The sequence below is a fragment of the Methylomonas rosea genome (assembly GCF_024505055.1).
GTDB lineage: Bacteria > Pseudomonadota > Gammaproteobacteria > Methylococcales > Methylomonadaceae > Methylomonas > Methylomonas rosea.
This window is the reverse complement of the sequence record NZ_JANIBL010000057.1, coordinates 1-16,248: the sequence shown is the minus strand read 5'-3', so window position 1 is coordinate 16,248 and position 16,248 is coordinate 1. Positions and strand designations below refer to the sequence as shown.

Annotated in this window: 11 protein-coding genes; 5 read left to right on the top strand and 6 right to left on the bottom strand. The window is 51.7% G+C overall.

Going from position 1 to position 16,248, the window contains the following annotated elements; genetic code table 11:
• The first annotated feature begins 2 nt into the window (after positions 1-2).
• On the top strand, positions 3-464 hold the full coding sequence (gene ybeY / locus NP589_RS16600) for an rRNA maturation RNase YbeY (protein WP_256608000.1): 462 nt from the start codon (positions 3-5) through the stop codon (positions 462-464).
• Positions 464-1,300: a CorC family transporter gene (locus NP589_RS16595; RefSeq protein WP_036275591.1), complete on the top strand. Its 837-nt coding sequence runs from the start codon at positions 464-466 to the stop codon at positions 1,298-1,300. Before ybeY ends, NP589_RS16595 begins: the two co-directional genes overlap by 1 nt.
• On the opposite strand, the gene NP589_RS16590 is transcribed toward NP589_RS16595, so the two are convergent.
• From NP589_RS16590 to glgB, 5 genes are all read right to left on the bottom strand, one after another.
• Entirely contained in the window at positions 1,293-5,054 is a 3,762-nt protein-coding gene (locus NP589_RS16590; RefSeq protein ID WP_256607999.1) for an EAL domain-containing protein, read from the bottom strand. The two genes, NP589_RS16595 and NP589_RS16590, sit on opposite strands and share 8 nt — an antisense overlap.
• The gene (locus NP589_RS16585; RefSeq protein ID WP_256607998.1) at positions 5,055-6,101 is read right to left on the bottom strand and encodes an extracellular solute-binding protein; all 1,047 of its coding nucleotides are present in this window, start codon (positions 6,099-6,101) and stop codon (positions 5,055-5,057) included.
• Between the two features lie 160 nt (positions 6,102-6,261).
• Positions 6,262-7,047 (bottom strand): secretin GspD/PilQ domain-containing protein, encoded by a 786-nt coding sequence (locus NP589_RS16580; protein ID WP_256607997.1) that lies wholly within the window; start codon positions 7,045-7,047, stop codon positions 6,262-6,264.
• On the bottom strand, positions 7,037-8,470 hold the full coding sequence (gene glgA / locus NP589_RS16575) for a glycogen synthase GlgA (RefSeq protein WP_256607996.1): 1,434 nt from the start codon (positions 8,468-8,470) through the stop codon (positions 7,037-7,039). The genes NP589_RS16580 and glgA overlap by 11 nt, the downstream gene beginning before the upstream one ends.
• 11 nt (positions 8,471-8,481) lie before the next feature.
• On the bottom strand, positions 8,482-10,662 hold the full coding sequence (gene glgB, locus NP589_RS16570) for a 1,4-alpha-glucan branching protein GlgB (RefSeq protein WP_256607995.1): 2,181 nt from the start codon (positions 10,660-10,662) through the stop codon (positions 8,482-8,484).
• Between the two features lie 216 nt (positions 10,663-10,878).
• Here glgB and glgC point away from each other — a divergent pair, with 216 nt between their 5' ends.
• The 3 genes from glgC to malQ are packed head-to-tail and all read left to right on the top strand — an operon-like array spanning position 10,879 to position 15,331.
• Positions 10,879-12,159: a glucose-1-phosphate adenylyltransferase gene (glgC, locus tag NP589_RS16565; RefSeq protein ID WP_026146964.1), complete on the top strand. Its 1,281-nt coding sequence runs from the start codon at positions 10,879-10,881 to the stop codon at positions 12,157-12,159.
• The gene (locus NP589_RS16560; RefSeq protein ID WP_256607994.1) at positions 12,149-13,840 is read left to right on the top strand and encodes a glycoside hydrolase family 57 protein; all 1,692 of its coding nucleotides are present in this window, start codon (positions 12,149-12,151) and stop codon (positions 13,838-13,840) included. The genes glgC and NP589_RS16560 overlap by 11 nt, the downstream gene beginning before the upstream one ends.
• Before the next feature lie 18 nt (positions 13,841-13,858).
• On the top strand, positions 13,859-15,331 hold the full coding sequence (gene malQ, locus NP589_RS16555) for a 4-alpha-glucanotransferase (RefSeq protein WP_256607993.1): 1,473 nt from the start codon (positions 13,859-13,861) through the stop codon (positions 15,329-15,331).
• 15 nt (positions 15,332-15,346) lie between these two features.
• On the opposite strand, the gene NP589_RS16550 is transcribed toward malQ, so the two are convergent.
• Positions 15,347-16,204, bottom strand: a complete 858-nt coding sequence (locus NP589_RS16550; protein ID WP_256607992.1) for a quinoprotein dehydrogenase-associated putative ABC transporter substrate-binding protein — start codon at positions 16,202-16,204, stop codon at positions 15,347-15,349.
• Positions 16,205-16,248 lie beyond the last annotated feature (44 nt).

Here is a 16,248-nt window from a genome sequence, read left to right as displayed (position 1 = left end):
GTATGAATTATATCGATATGCAAATTGCTACTTCGGCGCCTCACCCCGAATTGGAGCAGTTTCAGCGATGGGTGGATGCCGCGCTAGCAATCTTTGAGGATGGCGCGGACTGCGAGCTGGTGATTCGTTTGGTCGATGATGCGGAAAGCGCCCAACTCAACCAACAATATCGCCACAAGAACGGACCCACCAATATCCTGAGCTTTCCCTTTGAAGCGCCGGCGGGTATGGACATGGACTTGCTGGGCGATTTAGTGATTTGCGCGCCGCTCATTGCGCAGGAAGCAGCACAGCAAAACAAATTACCCGAACATCATTGGACCCATATCACTATACACGGCGTATTGCATTTGCTAGGGTATGACCATATAGAGGATCAGGATGCCGAACAAATGGAAGCATTAGAGATCGAGATTTTGAGCAAATTAGGTATAGCAAACCCTTATATGGAGGATGGAAAGTAATGAGCGATGGTAACCCCCCGAGTAGTCAACCCCATAAGAGCTTGATCGAACGTATCGGTCATTTTCTGAGTGGGGAACCGCAAGATCAGGAAGACTTGCTGGAGATATTGAGAGAATCGCAAGAAAAACATCTGTTAGACTCCGACGCGTTGGCCATGATGGAAGGCGTGATGCATGTGGCGGAGATGCGGGTACGAGACATCATGATTCCGCGTTCGCAAATGGTCGTCGTGCCCAGAGACGCCGAACTGGAAACCATCTTTCCCTTAGTTGTCGAATTTGCCCATTCCCGATTTCCAGTCATCGAAGAAGATCGCAGTAAGGTGGTCGGCGTTTTACTGGCCAAAGACTTGCTGGCGCATGCTTTGCGGGACAAAACCCTGAAAGTGGAAGATGTGATGCGGCCGGTCAACGTGGTCCCGGAAAGCAAACGCTTAAACGTGCTGCTGAAAGAGTTTCGCACCGAACGCAATCACATGGCTATCGTCGTCGACGAATACGGCAACGCCGCCGGCTTGGTGACGATTGAAGACGTCCTGGAGCAAATCGTCGGCAAGATCGAAGACGAACACGACGACGACGAAGTACAAGAATTTATTTCTCAGCGTAGCGAAAAAGAATTTATCGTCAGCGCGCTGACACCCATCGAAGAGTTTAACGATTATTTTTCCGCCACCCTGGAAGACGACGAATACGATACGCTAGGCGGTTTGATCGTGCAGCGGCTAGAGCATTTTCCGAAGAAAGGCGAGAAAGTGGAGCTGGAAGATTTCTGTTTCGAGGTATTGCGTGCCGACAATCGGCGGGTGCATTTATTGAAATTGAAGATCAAATAAGTGTGTTCTTTGCGCTGGTGCCGGAGGCCTGAAGGATTAGCAGTTCCTCGAACGCATCAGCTGGCAGGGCTCTGGAGAATAAATAGCCCTGCCCATAGTCGCACTCCGCTTCCAGCAGTAGTTCACGTTGTTGTTCGGTTTCTATGCCTTCCGCGATGACCTTCATCCCCAACTTGTGCGCCATCACGATAATTGCTTCGCAGAGAATTTTGTCGCTGGAATTCGGCGACAAATTGCCGACAAAAGACTGATCTATTTTCAGATAATCAATATCGAATTTTTTCAGATAAGCCAGCGACGAATAGCCGGTGCCGAAGTCATCCAGCGATACTTGAATCCCCGCGTCTCGAAAGGCCAGTAATTGATCTTTCACCACATTGCTGGCGTCCAGTAACAAGCCCTCGGTAATTTCCGCCACGATGCTTTGTCCGGGCAGTTCAAGTGTTTGCAAGTATTCCAGCCACGTACCATGGGAATGGTCGTCGTAGAACTGCACCGGCGATTTGTTGACGCTGATTTGAAAATCCGGATGGTACCGGGAACGCCATTGTTTAACCTGACCTGCCGCTTGTTTAAACACCCAATCGCCGATCTCGGCAATCAGGCCTATATCTTCGGCAATATGTACAAATTCGCCGGGGCTCACCATGCCGCGCGTCGGGTGTTGCCAGCGTATCAACGCTTCGGCTTTGTGGATGGCGCCGGAGCCCAGTTCCACGACCGGCTGGTAATACACTTCAAACTGGTTTGCCTCCAGGGCATTGCGCAAATCGTCGGCAATCAGCATTCGCGCCAGTGCGGCTTCCTGCATTGACGGGGTGAAATAGCAATAGCGATTACGGCCCTGATGTTTGGCCGCGTACATTGCCTGATCGGCGTTTTTGATCAAGGCATCGATTCTCTCGGCGTCCTTGGGATAGAGCGTGATGCCGATACTGGCGGAGATGTAGGCCACTTTGCTTTTCAGCTGAAAAGGTTCGGCTAACCTTTGCAGAATGTTTTTGACGACGCGTTCGGCATTGTCGGCGTCATCCAGTTCGCCGAGGATGACTGTAAATTCGTCACCGCCCAATCTGGCGACAGTATCCGAATCGCGTACGCAACGCAGCAGGCGTTGCGAGGCATCTTTCAGTAATAAATCGCCCATATCGTGGCCCAGAGTATCGTTAACTTCTTTGAAACGGTCCAGATCAAGCAATATCAAAGCAACCTGTAAGCCGCTGCGATGCGCCTTTTTGATTTCCTGATCCAGTCTGTCGTGGAACATGCGGCGGTTGGGTAGGCCGGTGAGTGGGTCGAAATTGGCTTGGGTCCAGATCAGTTCTTCGGACTGTTTCTTTTGGGTGATGTCGGAAAATAAAGCGACGCGCCGTTGCGGCACGCCATCGGCGCTAAATATGGTATTGATGGTCAGCTGCTCGGCGAATATGTCGCCGTTCTTCCGGCGATTCCAAATTTCGCCTTTCCAGTGACCGTTGCTGTTGATGGCTTGCCACATGGCTTGATAAAACTGTTCGCCCTGCCGCTCCGAGTTCAGAATGTTATGGTTTTTACCGATGACTTCTTCCAATGTGTAGCCGGTCAACGCGGTGAAAGCCGGATTAACATTGATAATCATGCCTTGTGCGTCGGTCACGGCCATGGCTTCGCTGCTGTTTTGATACACTAATGATGCCAATTGCAGTTCTTCATTGCTGCGGCTGCGGTCGATTGCGATGCCGGCCAGATGCGAAGCTTGTTCAATCATCTGGATATCGTCGGCTCCCGGTGCCGCAGGCTGTCGCTGGTAAATAGCGAACGTGCCTAACAATTGGCCGGAGGAGCCACGGATGGGTTCCGACCAGCAGGCCCCTAAGTCGGCCCGTGCCGCAAGCTCGGTAAAAGGCCCCCAATAAGTGTGATTTTGAATATCTTCGACAATGACGCGTTGGCCAAAGTAAGCGGCAGTGCCGCATGAGCCGACGCCGGGACCAATATACAAGCCGTCTACGGCGGCATTGTAGAAGTCGGGCAGGCGCGGTGCTGCGCCAATAAATAAGCGATTGCCTTCGCTATTTAATAACAAGATTGAACAGAGTAAGTCCGGATTTTGGGTTTCCACACCCCACACTACCGCTTGCAGTATCTCCGGTAATGCCGCACCTTTGGACAGTAATTCCAGCACGTGGTTATGAGCGCGTTCGCGATTAGCCGCTTGTTGGCGATCACTGATATCCATGGCAATACCGATAATGCCGACTGTTTCTTTGTTGATGTCCTGTAATTGGGTACGGGTTATCTGTACGGTATGTCGTTTGCCGTCGGCAAATTTAATTTGCTCAAGAGATTGATGCGGTTGGTTCGCTTGCGCCAAACAGGCTTGATCGGTGCTTTGAAAACGGGCAGCCATTTCCGCGCCAAACAATTCGGCAAGTTGCTCGTTAGCAATGAAGCGGGCTTCCGGCAAGCCAAGGGCATCGCAAAAGGTATGGTTTACAAACAAAAAGCGCGTATCAAGGTCGGCCAGCCAAATGCCGACCGGTGCATTATCCAGAATGACATGCAACTTGGCTTCAGAGGCATGTAACTCGGCTACCTGCGAGTTTAATTGCTCAGTCATCGAGATGAAGCTATTAGCTAGATAGCCGATTTCGTCGTTACGATGCGTGGGCAAGCCGGTTAGTGGGGTGCCTAGCTTGAATTGACCGATGGCGGTCGTCATCGAATTTAACGGTTTGGCCAGGACGCGCGCCAACATCAGCGAAATTGCGCTTGCCAACAGGCTGAACAGCAATGTGATTTCGATTACTCCCACTCCCAGGGCTTTACTTTCCTGCAAAACGTTTTCTAGCGGCGTATACAAGCCCAGCATCACGAAGCGCCCGCTGCTTTTCGAACCCAACGGCAGTCTTACGAAAGCGGCTAGTGAAGAAGGCGCCAGACTTTGCGTATCGCTGGACGCGAACACCGAATGCTCTTGTTTGCCAGCCAGAATCGCTTTTATGTCAGGAATATCATCCTGGATCAGAAAGCTGCGCCCGCTCTCAAATCCAAAGGTTTTTGCTGCGTCGGGGTGAATCAAGTAATCCCCTCTGTCGTTGCTGAGCAGCAATTCAATATCGTTGGGAATGTTGCCGCGGACTTGCTCGAACAATCCCTGCAAGTCGACATTGATGACGATCACAGCGATGGTGGTGTTCGCCGATTTGATAGGCATCGCTATCCGCAGGGTGGGTTTGCCAAATCCCAGGTGGGTGCCCAATTCTTGGTTTAAATTGATTTCGGAAACGTAGTATTGCTCGGCGGCTAGCGGCACGGTTTCGAATACGTAAGGGAAGTGGTTTTTCTCTTGTAATTGTGCTTCGGCAATGACTTTTAGGTTGTCCCGGTCTCTATCAACTCTGACCAATTCCTTGCCGTAATGTTGTGTGTCGATCAAACGGATTTGACTGTATTCTGGATGGGCGTTCAGCAGGCTAACAAAAATCTCCGCCAATTGATTTTTGCGTATGGTCAACTTTGAATCAGGTGTCGCCGAGACGATGTCGGCGCTGACCGGCAGATTGGCCAGAAACTTTACGTTGCTGGCGGTGGCTGCCAACGCATCCGCGAAGCGGTGTCCCAAGGCTTGGGTGTCGTTGAGTAGCTTATCCTTGGCCGATCCTACCAGCATGGCGCGGCTACGGTCGTAAACATAATAACCGGTCAGGCCTGTCGATAACGTGCCTAGCAATGCCAGCCAGAAACCCAGTTTTATGCCTATGCTGGAGCGCACTCAGAAGGCCTCGGGTACTTCGCCGGAAATGATTCTATCCCATAGCGTTTTGCGCATCAGCGGATTGGCTATCGGTTCCAACCAAATGATGGGCTGGTTTTGGGTGCTGTCGTTTTCTGACGCGGTGATGGTGTTTGCCAAGCCGTGTTGCTGGGTGAGCCGTTCGCTGACCGCTTTTTCCAAGGTGTAATTAATCCATTTTTCCGCTAATTCCGGGTTTGGGCTATTGCGGGTGATCGCCCAGCAATCCAGCCAGGCCAGCGCGCCTTCACGGGGAATGACGTAGCCGATGTCCGCACCTGCTTCGCGCAGGGCTTTCAGTTGTTGGGTGCCGTAATTGCCGAAAATCAAGGCTACATCGTACTTAACAAAAAGCTTGGTGGCTTCTTCGGCGGTGGCGTAAAAGGTCAAAACATTGCGGCGCAACTTGACCAGTTCGCGAGCGGCCTGTTGTAGCTCGGGACCAGTCATTCGGAACGGATTGGACACGCCCCTTAGTAAGCCGACCATGGAAAAATTGTGATTGCTGGCGTTAAAAGCCAGTACCCGGCCCTGATAAGCAGCGTCCCACATGGCTGACATGGATTGTGGAGCAGTATTAACTAGTTTACGGTTGTAGATCAGCCCCATTTCCGAGTAGGTGTAAGGAACGGCATACGTATCGTTCTCACGAACCAGGCCGGGGATAGCTTGCAAGTTTTGGAAACGCGGTAATTGCTGGGCGTGGTTGGGGATATTCGCCATTCTGATCGGTCTGCTTAGGCCCTGATCGATGTAGCGCTGTAATTCCGCGGTATTGACAGCAAATACGTCATAGTTGCCGCTATTAATTTTTTGCCAAAGGTCGTCGTCGGACGTTACCAGGGTCAATTCTATTGCAATGTCGAACCGCTGCCGGAAAGCCGAAACCACTTGATTGTCGGCGTAACCGTCCCATGTGAGTACCCGCAGCGTTCCCTGGGCGGACACCCAACCGGATGTTGCCAGACATATGATCGTTAGAAAATAGGTAAGAACGGTCACGGAACGTTTAGCAATGATGCTCATAAGGCTGTTGGCATGAATTTGTCGGGCCATCATAACCAATTAGTATGCGCTTTCCGCCAATTACAATATTGATATTATGTTGCTGCGCACAGATTCCGAAAATAATTCCGTGACGATGTCAGGCGGGATTGTGTAGCCGGTAGTTTAAGGTGGGCCCGGATTAATCTGCTTGATCGACTTTGATCAGGATGCGTAAAACGTTTTGCCGGGTACTGTGGTTGAAACTGTTGAAGCCGCGACTGTCGGAATGTTCGGTGTCGGCATTGCCGGCAATTTCCACCCATTCGCCGAGATTGGCGCGTAAAGTGGTGCGAGCGGATTGGGTTTCAATATGGCCGTTGCGCTGAAAGCTGTCCGACCACGGTTCGACATCGAGAATGACCTGGTTGCCGGTCAAGCGCGGCGTAACAGCGAAGCCTGTACTGGCTTCAATCATCTGGGTATTGGTGCTTACTGCGGAACCATAGCCTGAGTCGTAGACGCTGTAATTTTGCACCGGCCGCACCTGTCCGGTTTTGATATGGGCCGCCTGGCCTTCCAATGTGCGTAATTGTTGATGTTGCTGCCGGTTTTGCAAATCCTCGGTGGTACCCATCATGCCGCGCATCCGAATCATATTCGGCGCTGCGGCAATCGCCGCTTCGGCGTTCAACTCGGCTGCGGTTTTGCTGCTGGTTTGCAGTACGCTGATGACCAAATTGCTGAGCCGGGCATCGAGTTTTTGAATGAGTGCTCTAATTTCGCCGAGTTTAGCGGGATTGGTTTTAACGATCAGACTGGAGCCATTATCGATGACGCGATCCTCGGCATCCAGCAAGGGTGCGACTAAAGCTTGGACTTCAGCGGCGGGGCGGTTGACGAGCGGGATGACTTCCATCACCGATTCGTCGGCAACCGCTTGGCCGGCCATCAACATCAGGCCGGCCACGCAGGTTTTAGATTTCATTGTAAAGCGCGAGATATTGATTCGCACTGTTTTGCCAGGAGAAATCCTTGATCATAGCGTTACGCTGTATCTTCTTCCAGACCGGTCTGTTGTGGAATAGCACCAGGCTGCGTTTGATGGCTTCTATCAGCGCTGCCGCCGACGCATCGTTAAACGAGATGCCGCTGGCGGTGCCATTGCTGATGCTTTCCGGCAGTGCATCGACCACCGTGTCTGCCAAGCCGCCGGTTTTTCTGACAATAGGTATCGTGCCGTAGCATTGGCTGTACATTTGGTTCAAGCCGCAAGGTTCGAAGCGCGATGGCATCAAAAATATGTCTGCACCCGCTTCGATTTGATGCGCTAAGCGTTCATCGTAGCCAATAGTGATGGACACTCTTTCCGGATACAGGCGGGCAAACTCTTGCAGGCGGTATTCGATGCTTTTATCGCCGCTGCCCAATAAGGCAAATTGCAAGGGCAGGGTGGTCATCTCCTGTAGACAGCTCAGCACCAGATCGATACCTTTTTGCTCGACCAGGCGGCCGATCAAGCCGAACAAGGGGGTTTCAGGGTCCACCGGCAAGCCCAGTTGTTGCTGTAGCGCCGTTTTGTTGATTTGCTTGTCTTTTAGCGTATCGACGCTGAAAGGCTTAGCGATATACGCGTCGTTCGCCGGGTTCCAGACCGAGACATCAATGCCGTTCAGAATGCCGCGCAAGTGGCTTTGTTTATGCGCCAACAGGCCTTCCAAACCGTAACCAAACTCAGGGGTCTGGATTTCCTGGGCGTATGTGGGGCTCACCGTGGTAATACGGTCGGAATAGCTTAGGCCGCCTTTGATGAAGGAGAGCATGCCGTGAAATTCCAGGCCGTCGGGATGTAGCAACTGCCCGGGCAGATTTAACTGGGCGTAAGTGCTGCCGGGGAACAGCCCTTGGTAAGCCATATTGTGAATGGTAAAAATCGTCGCCGGCGGGTTGGGTTCCAATGACAGTAGCGCCGGTACCAAGCCGGTCTGCCAATCGTTGCAATGCACGATGTCGGCGTGCCAATTTAAATAAGCCCGGTTGGTGGCCACTTCCACGATGATGCGGCAGAACAATGCAAATCGCTCACCGATGTTCGGCCAGGGTCGCCCGGCTTCATCGAGGTACGGGTTGCCGGGAAAATTGAAGAACGGCGGATAGTCCACCAGCCAGACGATGACATCGCTGTCCGGCAAGCGCGTTTCCAGTAGGTTAACGTCGCAATTGTTGACTCGCACCGTGCATAGATAACGGCCGGGCTCGCAGTTCTTGATGCCCTGGTAATTGGGCATGATGATGCGCACGTCCTGGCCCAGTTCGGCCAGGGCCAAAGGCAGGCTGCCGGCGACATCCGCCAGGCCGCCGGTCTTGATCAAAGGATGGGTTTCGCTGCTCGCGAACAGAATTTTTTTCATGGCAACAAAAACTACATTTTCAAAATAATGCCGGCCAGGGGCGGCAAGGTTACGGAAATGGAGTGGTCTTGATTCATCCACGGTTGCGGTTCGGACAGCACTGCGCCGTTGCCGGTGTTGCTGCCGTCGTAATACTGCGAATCCGAGTTGAAGATTTCGTAGTAAGTCCCTGGGTTAGGTACACCGATCCGGTAGCTTTCGCGAGGAACGGGCGTGAAGTTCAGGATCACGATCAGATCTTCATGCGCCGATTTGCGGCGGTAACTAATGATCGATTGCTGATAATCGTGACAATCGATCCACTCGAAACCGTGGTGATCGAAATCGTAGCGGTGTAGCGCCGCGTGGCTGGCATAGAGTTTATTCAAGTCTTTAACCAGGGTTTGCAGACCTTTGTGATGCGGGTAATCCAAAACGTACCAATCCAAGGTCCGGTTGCAACTCCACTCGGTACCCTGACCAAATTCGCAGCCCATGAACAACAGTTTTTTGCCCGGATAGGTAAACATCATCGTATACAGCAGGCGCAAGTTGGCGAAGCGTTGCCATTCGTCACCGGGCATCTTGTTCAGCATCGAGCCTTTGCCGTGTACCACTTCGTCGTGCGAAAACGGCAATACAAAGTTTTCGGTGAATGCATACAGCAAGCCGAAGGTCAGAGAATCGTGATGATATGAGCGATGAATGGGTTGTTCCTGCATGTAGTGCAGAATGTCGTGCATCCAGCCCATGTTCCACTTCATCGAGAAACCCAAGCCACCGGTCCAGGTCGGGCGAGTGACTTGCGGCCAGGAAGTCGATTCCTCGGCCATGATCACCGTGCCGGGATGCTGCTCGTGGGTGACGGTATTCATCTGGCGCAGGAAATCGATGGCTTCCAGGTTTTCGTTGCCGCCATACATGTTCGGGATCCAGTCGTTGGCGTCGCGGGAATAATCCAGATACAACATCGAGGCCACCGCATCGACGCGCAGGCCGTCCAGATGGAATTCCTCCAGCCAGAAGAAGGCGCTGGACAGCAGGAAGTTTTTCACTTCGTTGCGGCTGTAGTTGTAGATCAATGTGCCCCAGTCACGGTGCTCGCCTTTGCGCGGGTCTTCGTGTTCGTACAGCGGGGTGCCGTCGAAGCGACCCAGCGCGAAGCTGTCTTTCGGAAAGTGGGCGGGCACCCAGTCCAAAATCACGCCGATGCCGTTTTGATGGCAATGATCGACGAAATAGCGGAAATCATCCGGGGTGCCGTGGCGGCTGGTGGGCGCAAAATAACCGGTGGTTTGATAGCCCCAGGAAATGTCCAGCGGATGCTCGGTTACCGGCAATAGCTCAATGTGGGTAAAGCCCAATTCCTTGACGTAATCCACCAATTGCTCGGCCAGTTCCCGGTAATTCAGGAAATTGCCGCGATGGTCGCGCCGCCAGGAGCCTAGATGTACCTCGTAAATCGACATAGGCTGATGCAGCCAGTCGTGTTGCGGGCGTTGGTCCATCCAACTGCCGTCTTGCCAGGTATAACTGTCTTCCGCCGTGACGATGGCCGCGGTTTGCGGACGGAATTCGAATTGCTGACCGTAAGGGTCGGTTTTGACCAACAGTTGGCCGGTATGGCGATTGAGAATTTCAAACTTGTACAGGCAGCCGACCGTCAGGCCCGGAATGAAAATTTCCCAGATACCGCTGCTGCCCAAGCTGCGCATCGGATGGCAGCGGCCGTCCCAGCGGTTGAAATCGCCGATGACGCTAACCCGCTGCGCATTCGGAGCCCAGACCGCAAAATGCACGCCGGGGATATCTGCTACGCTGTGGATGTGCGAGCCCAGCTTCTGATAGATGTGCCAATGCCGGCCTTCGGCGAACAGGTGCTGGTCGAACTCTGGGAGCACCGGGCCGAAGCAATACGGGTCGTACTGTTGATGGTCATGGCCGTCCTTGTCAGTCCAAAATAATTGGTAATGCTCGGGGATAGCTTGGTTGCCCGGATGGTATTCAAAAAAATCGGTATCGGGAATGCGTTTGAATTCAGGGCCTTTTGGGCTGTTTATTCTCACGGTTTCCGCATAAGGCAAATACACTTTAATGACGTTGTCGCTGCCTTGACCATGACGGCCTAGCACGGCGAAAGGATCGTGATGCTTTGCTTCGGTGAGTTTTATTAGTTCTGAATCAAGCGTGTTGGTTTTGCTTGGCTTGTTCATTTTGCAATGCCTCAGTTATAGTTTAGTTATCGGTTGGCAGGAATAGCAATTTTGGTAATGACCGACTTTTCAGCATCAAATCGCTTGAGTTTTTACTTTTCCGTGAAGAGTAACGATAATGGCTCTACGCGGCAAGTGGCAGGTAGAGAAATCTGTTAAATGTCGTTTGCAGTCGGTTTTGGGCGGTACAGCTTATTTAATTGAAAGAGGATACACATGTCAGTCGTCGATACACATCAAACGGAGAGACGGGTCAATGATTTAACCCGCAATACCATTGCGTTAATTCTGGCTGGCGGACGCGGATCGCGGCTAAAGGATATGACCGACTGGCGGGCCAAGCCGGCGGTGCCGTTTGGTGGTAAATTCCGTATCATCGACTTTCCCTTATCCAATTGTATCAACTCCGACATTCGCAAGATCGGTATCCTTACCCAGTATAAGGCCGATTCGCTAATTCGCCACATTCAACAAGGCTGGGGTTTTTTGCGCGGCGAGTTTGGTGAATACGTCGACTTGATGCCGGCGCAACAACGGCATGACGAACATTCCTGGTACCAAGGCACCGCCGATGCGATTTATCAAAACATCGATATCTTGCGGGCGCGCAATCCCGAGTTTGTATTGGTGTTGGCGGGGGATCACATTTACAAGATGGATTATTCGGTAATGCTGGCCGACCACGTTGCCAATAAGGCGGATCTGACTATAGGCTGCATCGAGGTATCCCTGGAAGATGCCAAAGCGTTCGGCGTAATGCATGTTGATGAAAATCGCCGGGTCAAGGCGTTTGTGGAAAAACCCGAAAACCCACCCGTCATGCCCGGCCGTGAAAATACCGCGCTGGCATCCATGGGTATTTATATTTTCAATGCCGGTTTCTTGTTTGAGCAACTGATTAAGGATGCTGATACCAAAGGCTCCAGCCGCGATTTCGGTAAGGACATCATTCCGTCGGTGATCGAAAAATACCGGGTCAATGCGTATCCGTTCCTTGATTTACAAAGCGGCCAACAAAGTTACTGGCGCGACGTGGGAACCATCGATGCGTATTGGGCGGCTAATATGGAGTTGGTCGGCGTTAAACCAGACATGAATCTTTACGATAACACTTGGCCGATCTGGACCTATCAAGCGCAAACCCCGCCTGCTAAATTTGTGTTCGACGATGATGATAGACGTGGTCAGGCAATCGATTCCATGGTCTCCGGAGGTTGCGTAATTTCCGGCGCGACGGTGCGCCACTCCCTGCTATTCTCCATGGTGCGGGTCAATTCATACAGCTCGGTGCAAGACTCGGTGGTATTGCCCGAAGTGAATATCGGCCGACACTGCCGGATTACCAAAGCCATCATCGAAAAAGGTTGTCAGATACCGGAAGGTACGGTGATCGGCGAAGACCGAGCTGAAGACGAAAAACGTTTTCATGTCAGCGAGGGCGGCGTGGTGTTGGTGACATCCGATATGCTCGGACAAAGACGGAATTATGTCCGATAAAAAGCTCAAGCTGGTGCTGTGCTGGCACATGCACCAGCCGGAGTACCGCGACATGCAGAGCGGCGAATTCAAGCTGCCGTGGACCTATCTGCATGTGATCAAAGACTATGTCGATATGGTCGCGCACCTGGAGGCCACTCCAGCGGCGAAAGCGGTCGTTAATTTTGCACCTATCCTGCTGGAGCAGATCGAAGATTATTCCAATCAGGTCAGCGGCTATTTGCACGACAGAATTGCCATTAAGGATCCCTTGCTGGCTGCGTTGGTCGAACCTTCCGTCTCCGCCGATCCGGAGAAGCGCTTGAAGTTGTTGCGCGATTGCCGGAAAGCCAATCGGGAAAGGCAAATCGAGCGCTATCCGGCTTTTCGTAAATTGACCGATATGGCCGACTGGATTGAAGGGCATCAGGATTCGGTGAATTATCTGAATGCCCAATTCATTTCCGATATTTTGGTCTGGTATCACTTGGTCTGGATGGGCGAGACGGTCAAGCTCAACGATAAGCGCGTGAAACGCTTAATCGAAAAAGGCAGCGGTTTTAGTTTGCATGACCGGATCGAGATAGTTGAAATTATCGGCGATCTATTATCCAAAGTTATATATCGTTATAAAGCCTTGGCCAGAAAAGGCCGCATCGAGTTGTCGGTGACGCCTTATGCCCATCCGATCATGCCATTGATGCTCGAGATAGACAGCGCCCGCGAAGCGATGCCGGGCGTAACTTTGCCGGCTATTAGCCATTACCCCGGCGGTGAAGAGCGGGTGCGTTGGCATTTACAAAAAGGCTTGGCGACTTTTCGGCATTTTTTCGGTTTCGAACCGCAAGGTTGCTGGCCGTCCGAGGGTAGTATCAGTCAGCGGACTTTGCAGGTGTTAGCTGATTTCGGTTTCAAATGGGCGGCCAGCGGCGGCAATGTCTTGCATAACAGCATACGTGCCAGCGCGACTGGTGAAGCGGTTCCTGTGCATCGACCCTTCAAATTGGGTCCCGCGGAGATCGCCTGCTTTTTTCGCGACGATGGTTTGTCGGATTTAATCGGGTTCGAATATTCAAAATGGCACGCCGACGATGCGGTGGCCGATCTGATTCAACACTTGGAAAATATCGCCGATTATGAACTCCAGACGCCCTTGGTTTCGATAATCATGGACGGCGAAAATGCTTGGGAATATTTTCCGGATAACGGGTATCATTTTCTTAGTGCGCTGTATAAGCGGCTTAGCGAACATCCCCGTATCGAATTAACCACTTTTTCTGACTATCTGGATAGCGCGGTTCCCCAAGCCGGATTCTTGCCGAAATTGGTGGCGGGTAGTTGGGTGTATGGTACGTTTTCGACCTGGATTGGCGATGCCGATAAGAACTGCGGCTGGGATATGTTGGCCGATGTCAAAATCGCTTTCGACAAAGCTGTCGCCAACGGCAAACTCTCCGAGCAACAACTGGCTGTCGCACAGGTGCAACTGGGTGTCTGCGAGGGATCGGATTGGTTTTGGTGGTTCGGTGATTATAATCCCGGCGAAGCAGTCAGCGATTTTGAAAAACAGTATCGGCTTAATTTGAGCAATCTATATCGTTTGCTGGGTGAAGAACCTCCGCCGTATCTGGCTTTGTCGTTTACGCAAGGCAGCGGCAGTCCGGCGATGGGTGGCGCAATGCGGCGCGGTATTCAAATATAATAAAACGGAACAAACAACATGGGTGCTCTCTTGGATAAACGCCGTGCAGGTGTTTTGCTACACATAACATCGCTCCCGGGCCGTGGAGAGTGTGGTGATTTGGGTAAGGAAGCCTTCAATTTTGTTAATTTTCTACATGATATAGGCGCCACTGTCTGGCAGACCTTGCCCTTGGGCATGACGCATGGCGACGGTTCACCTTACCAGTGCTTGTCGGCACATGCCGGCAATCCTGCCTTGATTAACATTCAATGGCTGGCCGATAAGGGCTGGCTGCAAACCACCGACCGTTGCGGCGATTGCCATACCAATGCGGAATACACCAAAAGCTGTTTGGTAACGAAAGCGTTCTATGGTTTTCAAAGCTTGGCTGATGCCGAGCAGCAACACGATTTCAAACAGTTTTGCGTGGAAAAGGCTGATTGGCTGGATGACTTTGCCTTGTTTATCGCTTTGCGTAATGTGTTCGGGCATAAAAGCTGGAATCAATGGCCGGATGCTCTGAAGCAACGCGAGCCGAACGCGCTGAACGAATCCAAGCAGTTACTGAAGGCTGTGATCGAAACAATCAAATTCGAACAGTATGTGTTTTTCCGGCAATGGCATGAGTTGAAAGATTACGCGGCCAAGCACGGCGTGCTGATGTTTGGCGACATCCCTATCTTTGTGTCGTACGACAGTGCCGACGTTTGGGCGAACCGTGCGGTATTCAAACTTAACGATTTGGGGGAAATGGATACTGTGGCCGGCGTGCCGCCCGATTATTTCTCAGAGAATGGTCAGCGTTGGGGTAACCCGCATTATGACTGGAAATATTTGCAGAAAACCGGCTTTAAATGGTGGCTGGACAGGATTAAATCCCAGTACGAAATGTTCGATATTTTACGAATCGATCATTTTCGCGGCTTGGAAGCGGCGTGGGAGATTCCGGCCAGTGAGCATACTGCAATCAATGGACGTTGGGTTAAAGCGCCGGGTGCAGAATTGTTAGCGGCCATTCAGGAACAATTTGCCTGTTTGTCCTTGGTGGCAGAGGATCTAGGCATTATTACTGAAGAAGTAGAAGCCTTGCGCGACGATTTCGATTTGCCGGGCATGAAGATTTTACAGTTTGCGTTCGGCGACGACAGCCGCAATCCTTATTTGCCGTGTAATTATCAGAAAAATAGCGTGGTCTATACCGGTACTCACGATAACGATACCACCCTGGGTTGGTTCGAAGGGCTTAACGACGGCGAGAAACAGCGTATATACGATTATCTCGGCTGGTCCAGCCTACCCATGCCCAGCGCCTTGATTCATGCCGCGTTCGGGTCGGTTGCCAATCTGGCGGTGATTCCGATGCAGGATATTCTGAAATTGGGATCGCCCGATAGAATGAACACGCCAGGCACAACCGAAGGAAATTGGCGCTGGCGGTTCGATTGGTCGCAGTTAACCGATGATAAAGCCGGACATTTTGCGCATTTGGTTAGACTGTTCGGACGCTAAACCTTAAAGGGCGTTTCAATCGTCGTCTTTTTTGCCGGTGTCTGTGGGAATCGGCAATACAGCGATGTCGTAACTTGCGATGATGGCCTGGATTTTGTCCAAGTTTTTGTCGATCAAATCATTTAGTTGTTGCTTGCGTTTGTTGTCGCCTTGGCGCAAGCCCATGGCTATTGAAAAATCAAACTTCAAGCCCGGTGAAGATTGCATAGGTATCGCAATATAGCTGCCTTTGGGGGCTTGCGATTGCACATATCCCGCCATTGGCCCCCAAAGTATCACCATGTCTATTTTTTTGGCACGTAGGTCTTTTTCGATTTGCATCGCGGTGTTGTGTTCGCTGTCTCCGGTCATGCTCTGGTAGGGAATCCCTTGCTCAAGCAAACCACTTTTTTGCAGCCATTCAGTGCCTGGGCCACGGTCGAACATCGCTATTTTCAGCTTTTCCTGTCTGTCCAGCGGGAGATTGGCTAGTTGTACGCTGTCTTTAATATCGTCCCAGCCGCGGCCTTTGGCAATCAGCAACACATAAGTCGAGTGGAAGTAGGGTTTGCTGGTGTCGGTAAGATCGTAACCGGCCGGTACGCCCATCACCACATCGCATTTAAAACCTTCGCCGTTATCGTTTTCGGCCTTCAATGTGTTGCGGATAAAGCCGATTCTTTCCGGTAGCCAGGTATATTCCAATTCCTGTCCTAACTGTTCGGCAAATAGGGCGGCAATTTTATTTTCGTAGCCGGTTTGTTCTTTGGTCGAGTAGGGCGGGTTTAGCGGATCGGCGCAAACCCGGAATTTGTCTTGGGCATTCACGGAAATAGTGGATATAGCCAAGGTCGCCGTCATTAACAGTCTTGAGGCGGTTGAGAACATTTTCATCGCAGTTTCCTTTTAGCTGGGGTCTATACGTAAAAAAGCCTTGG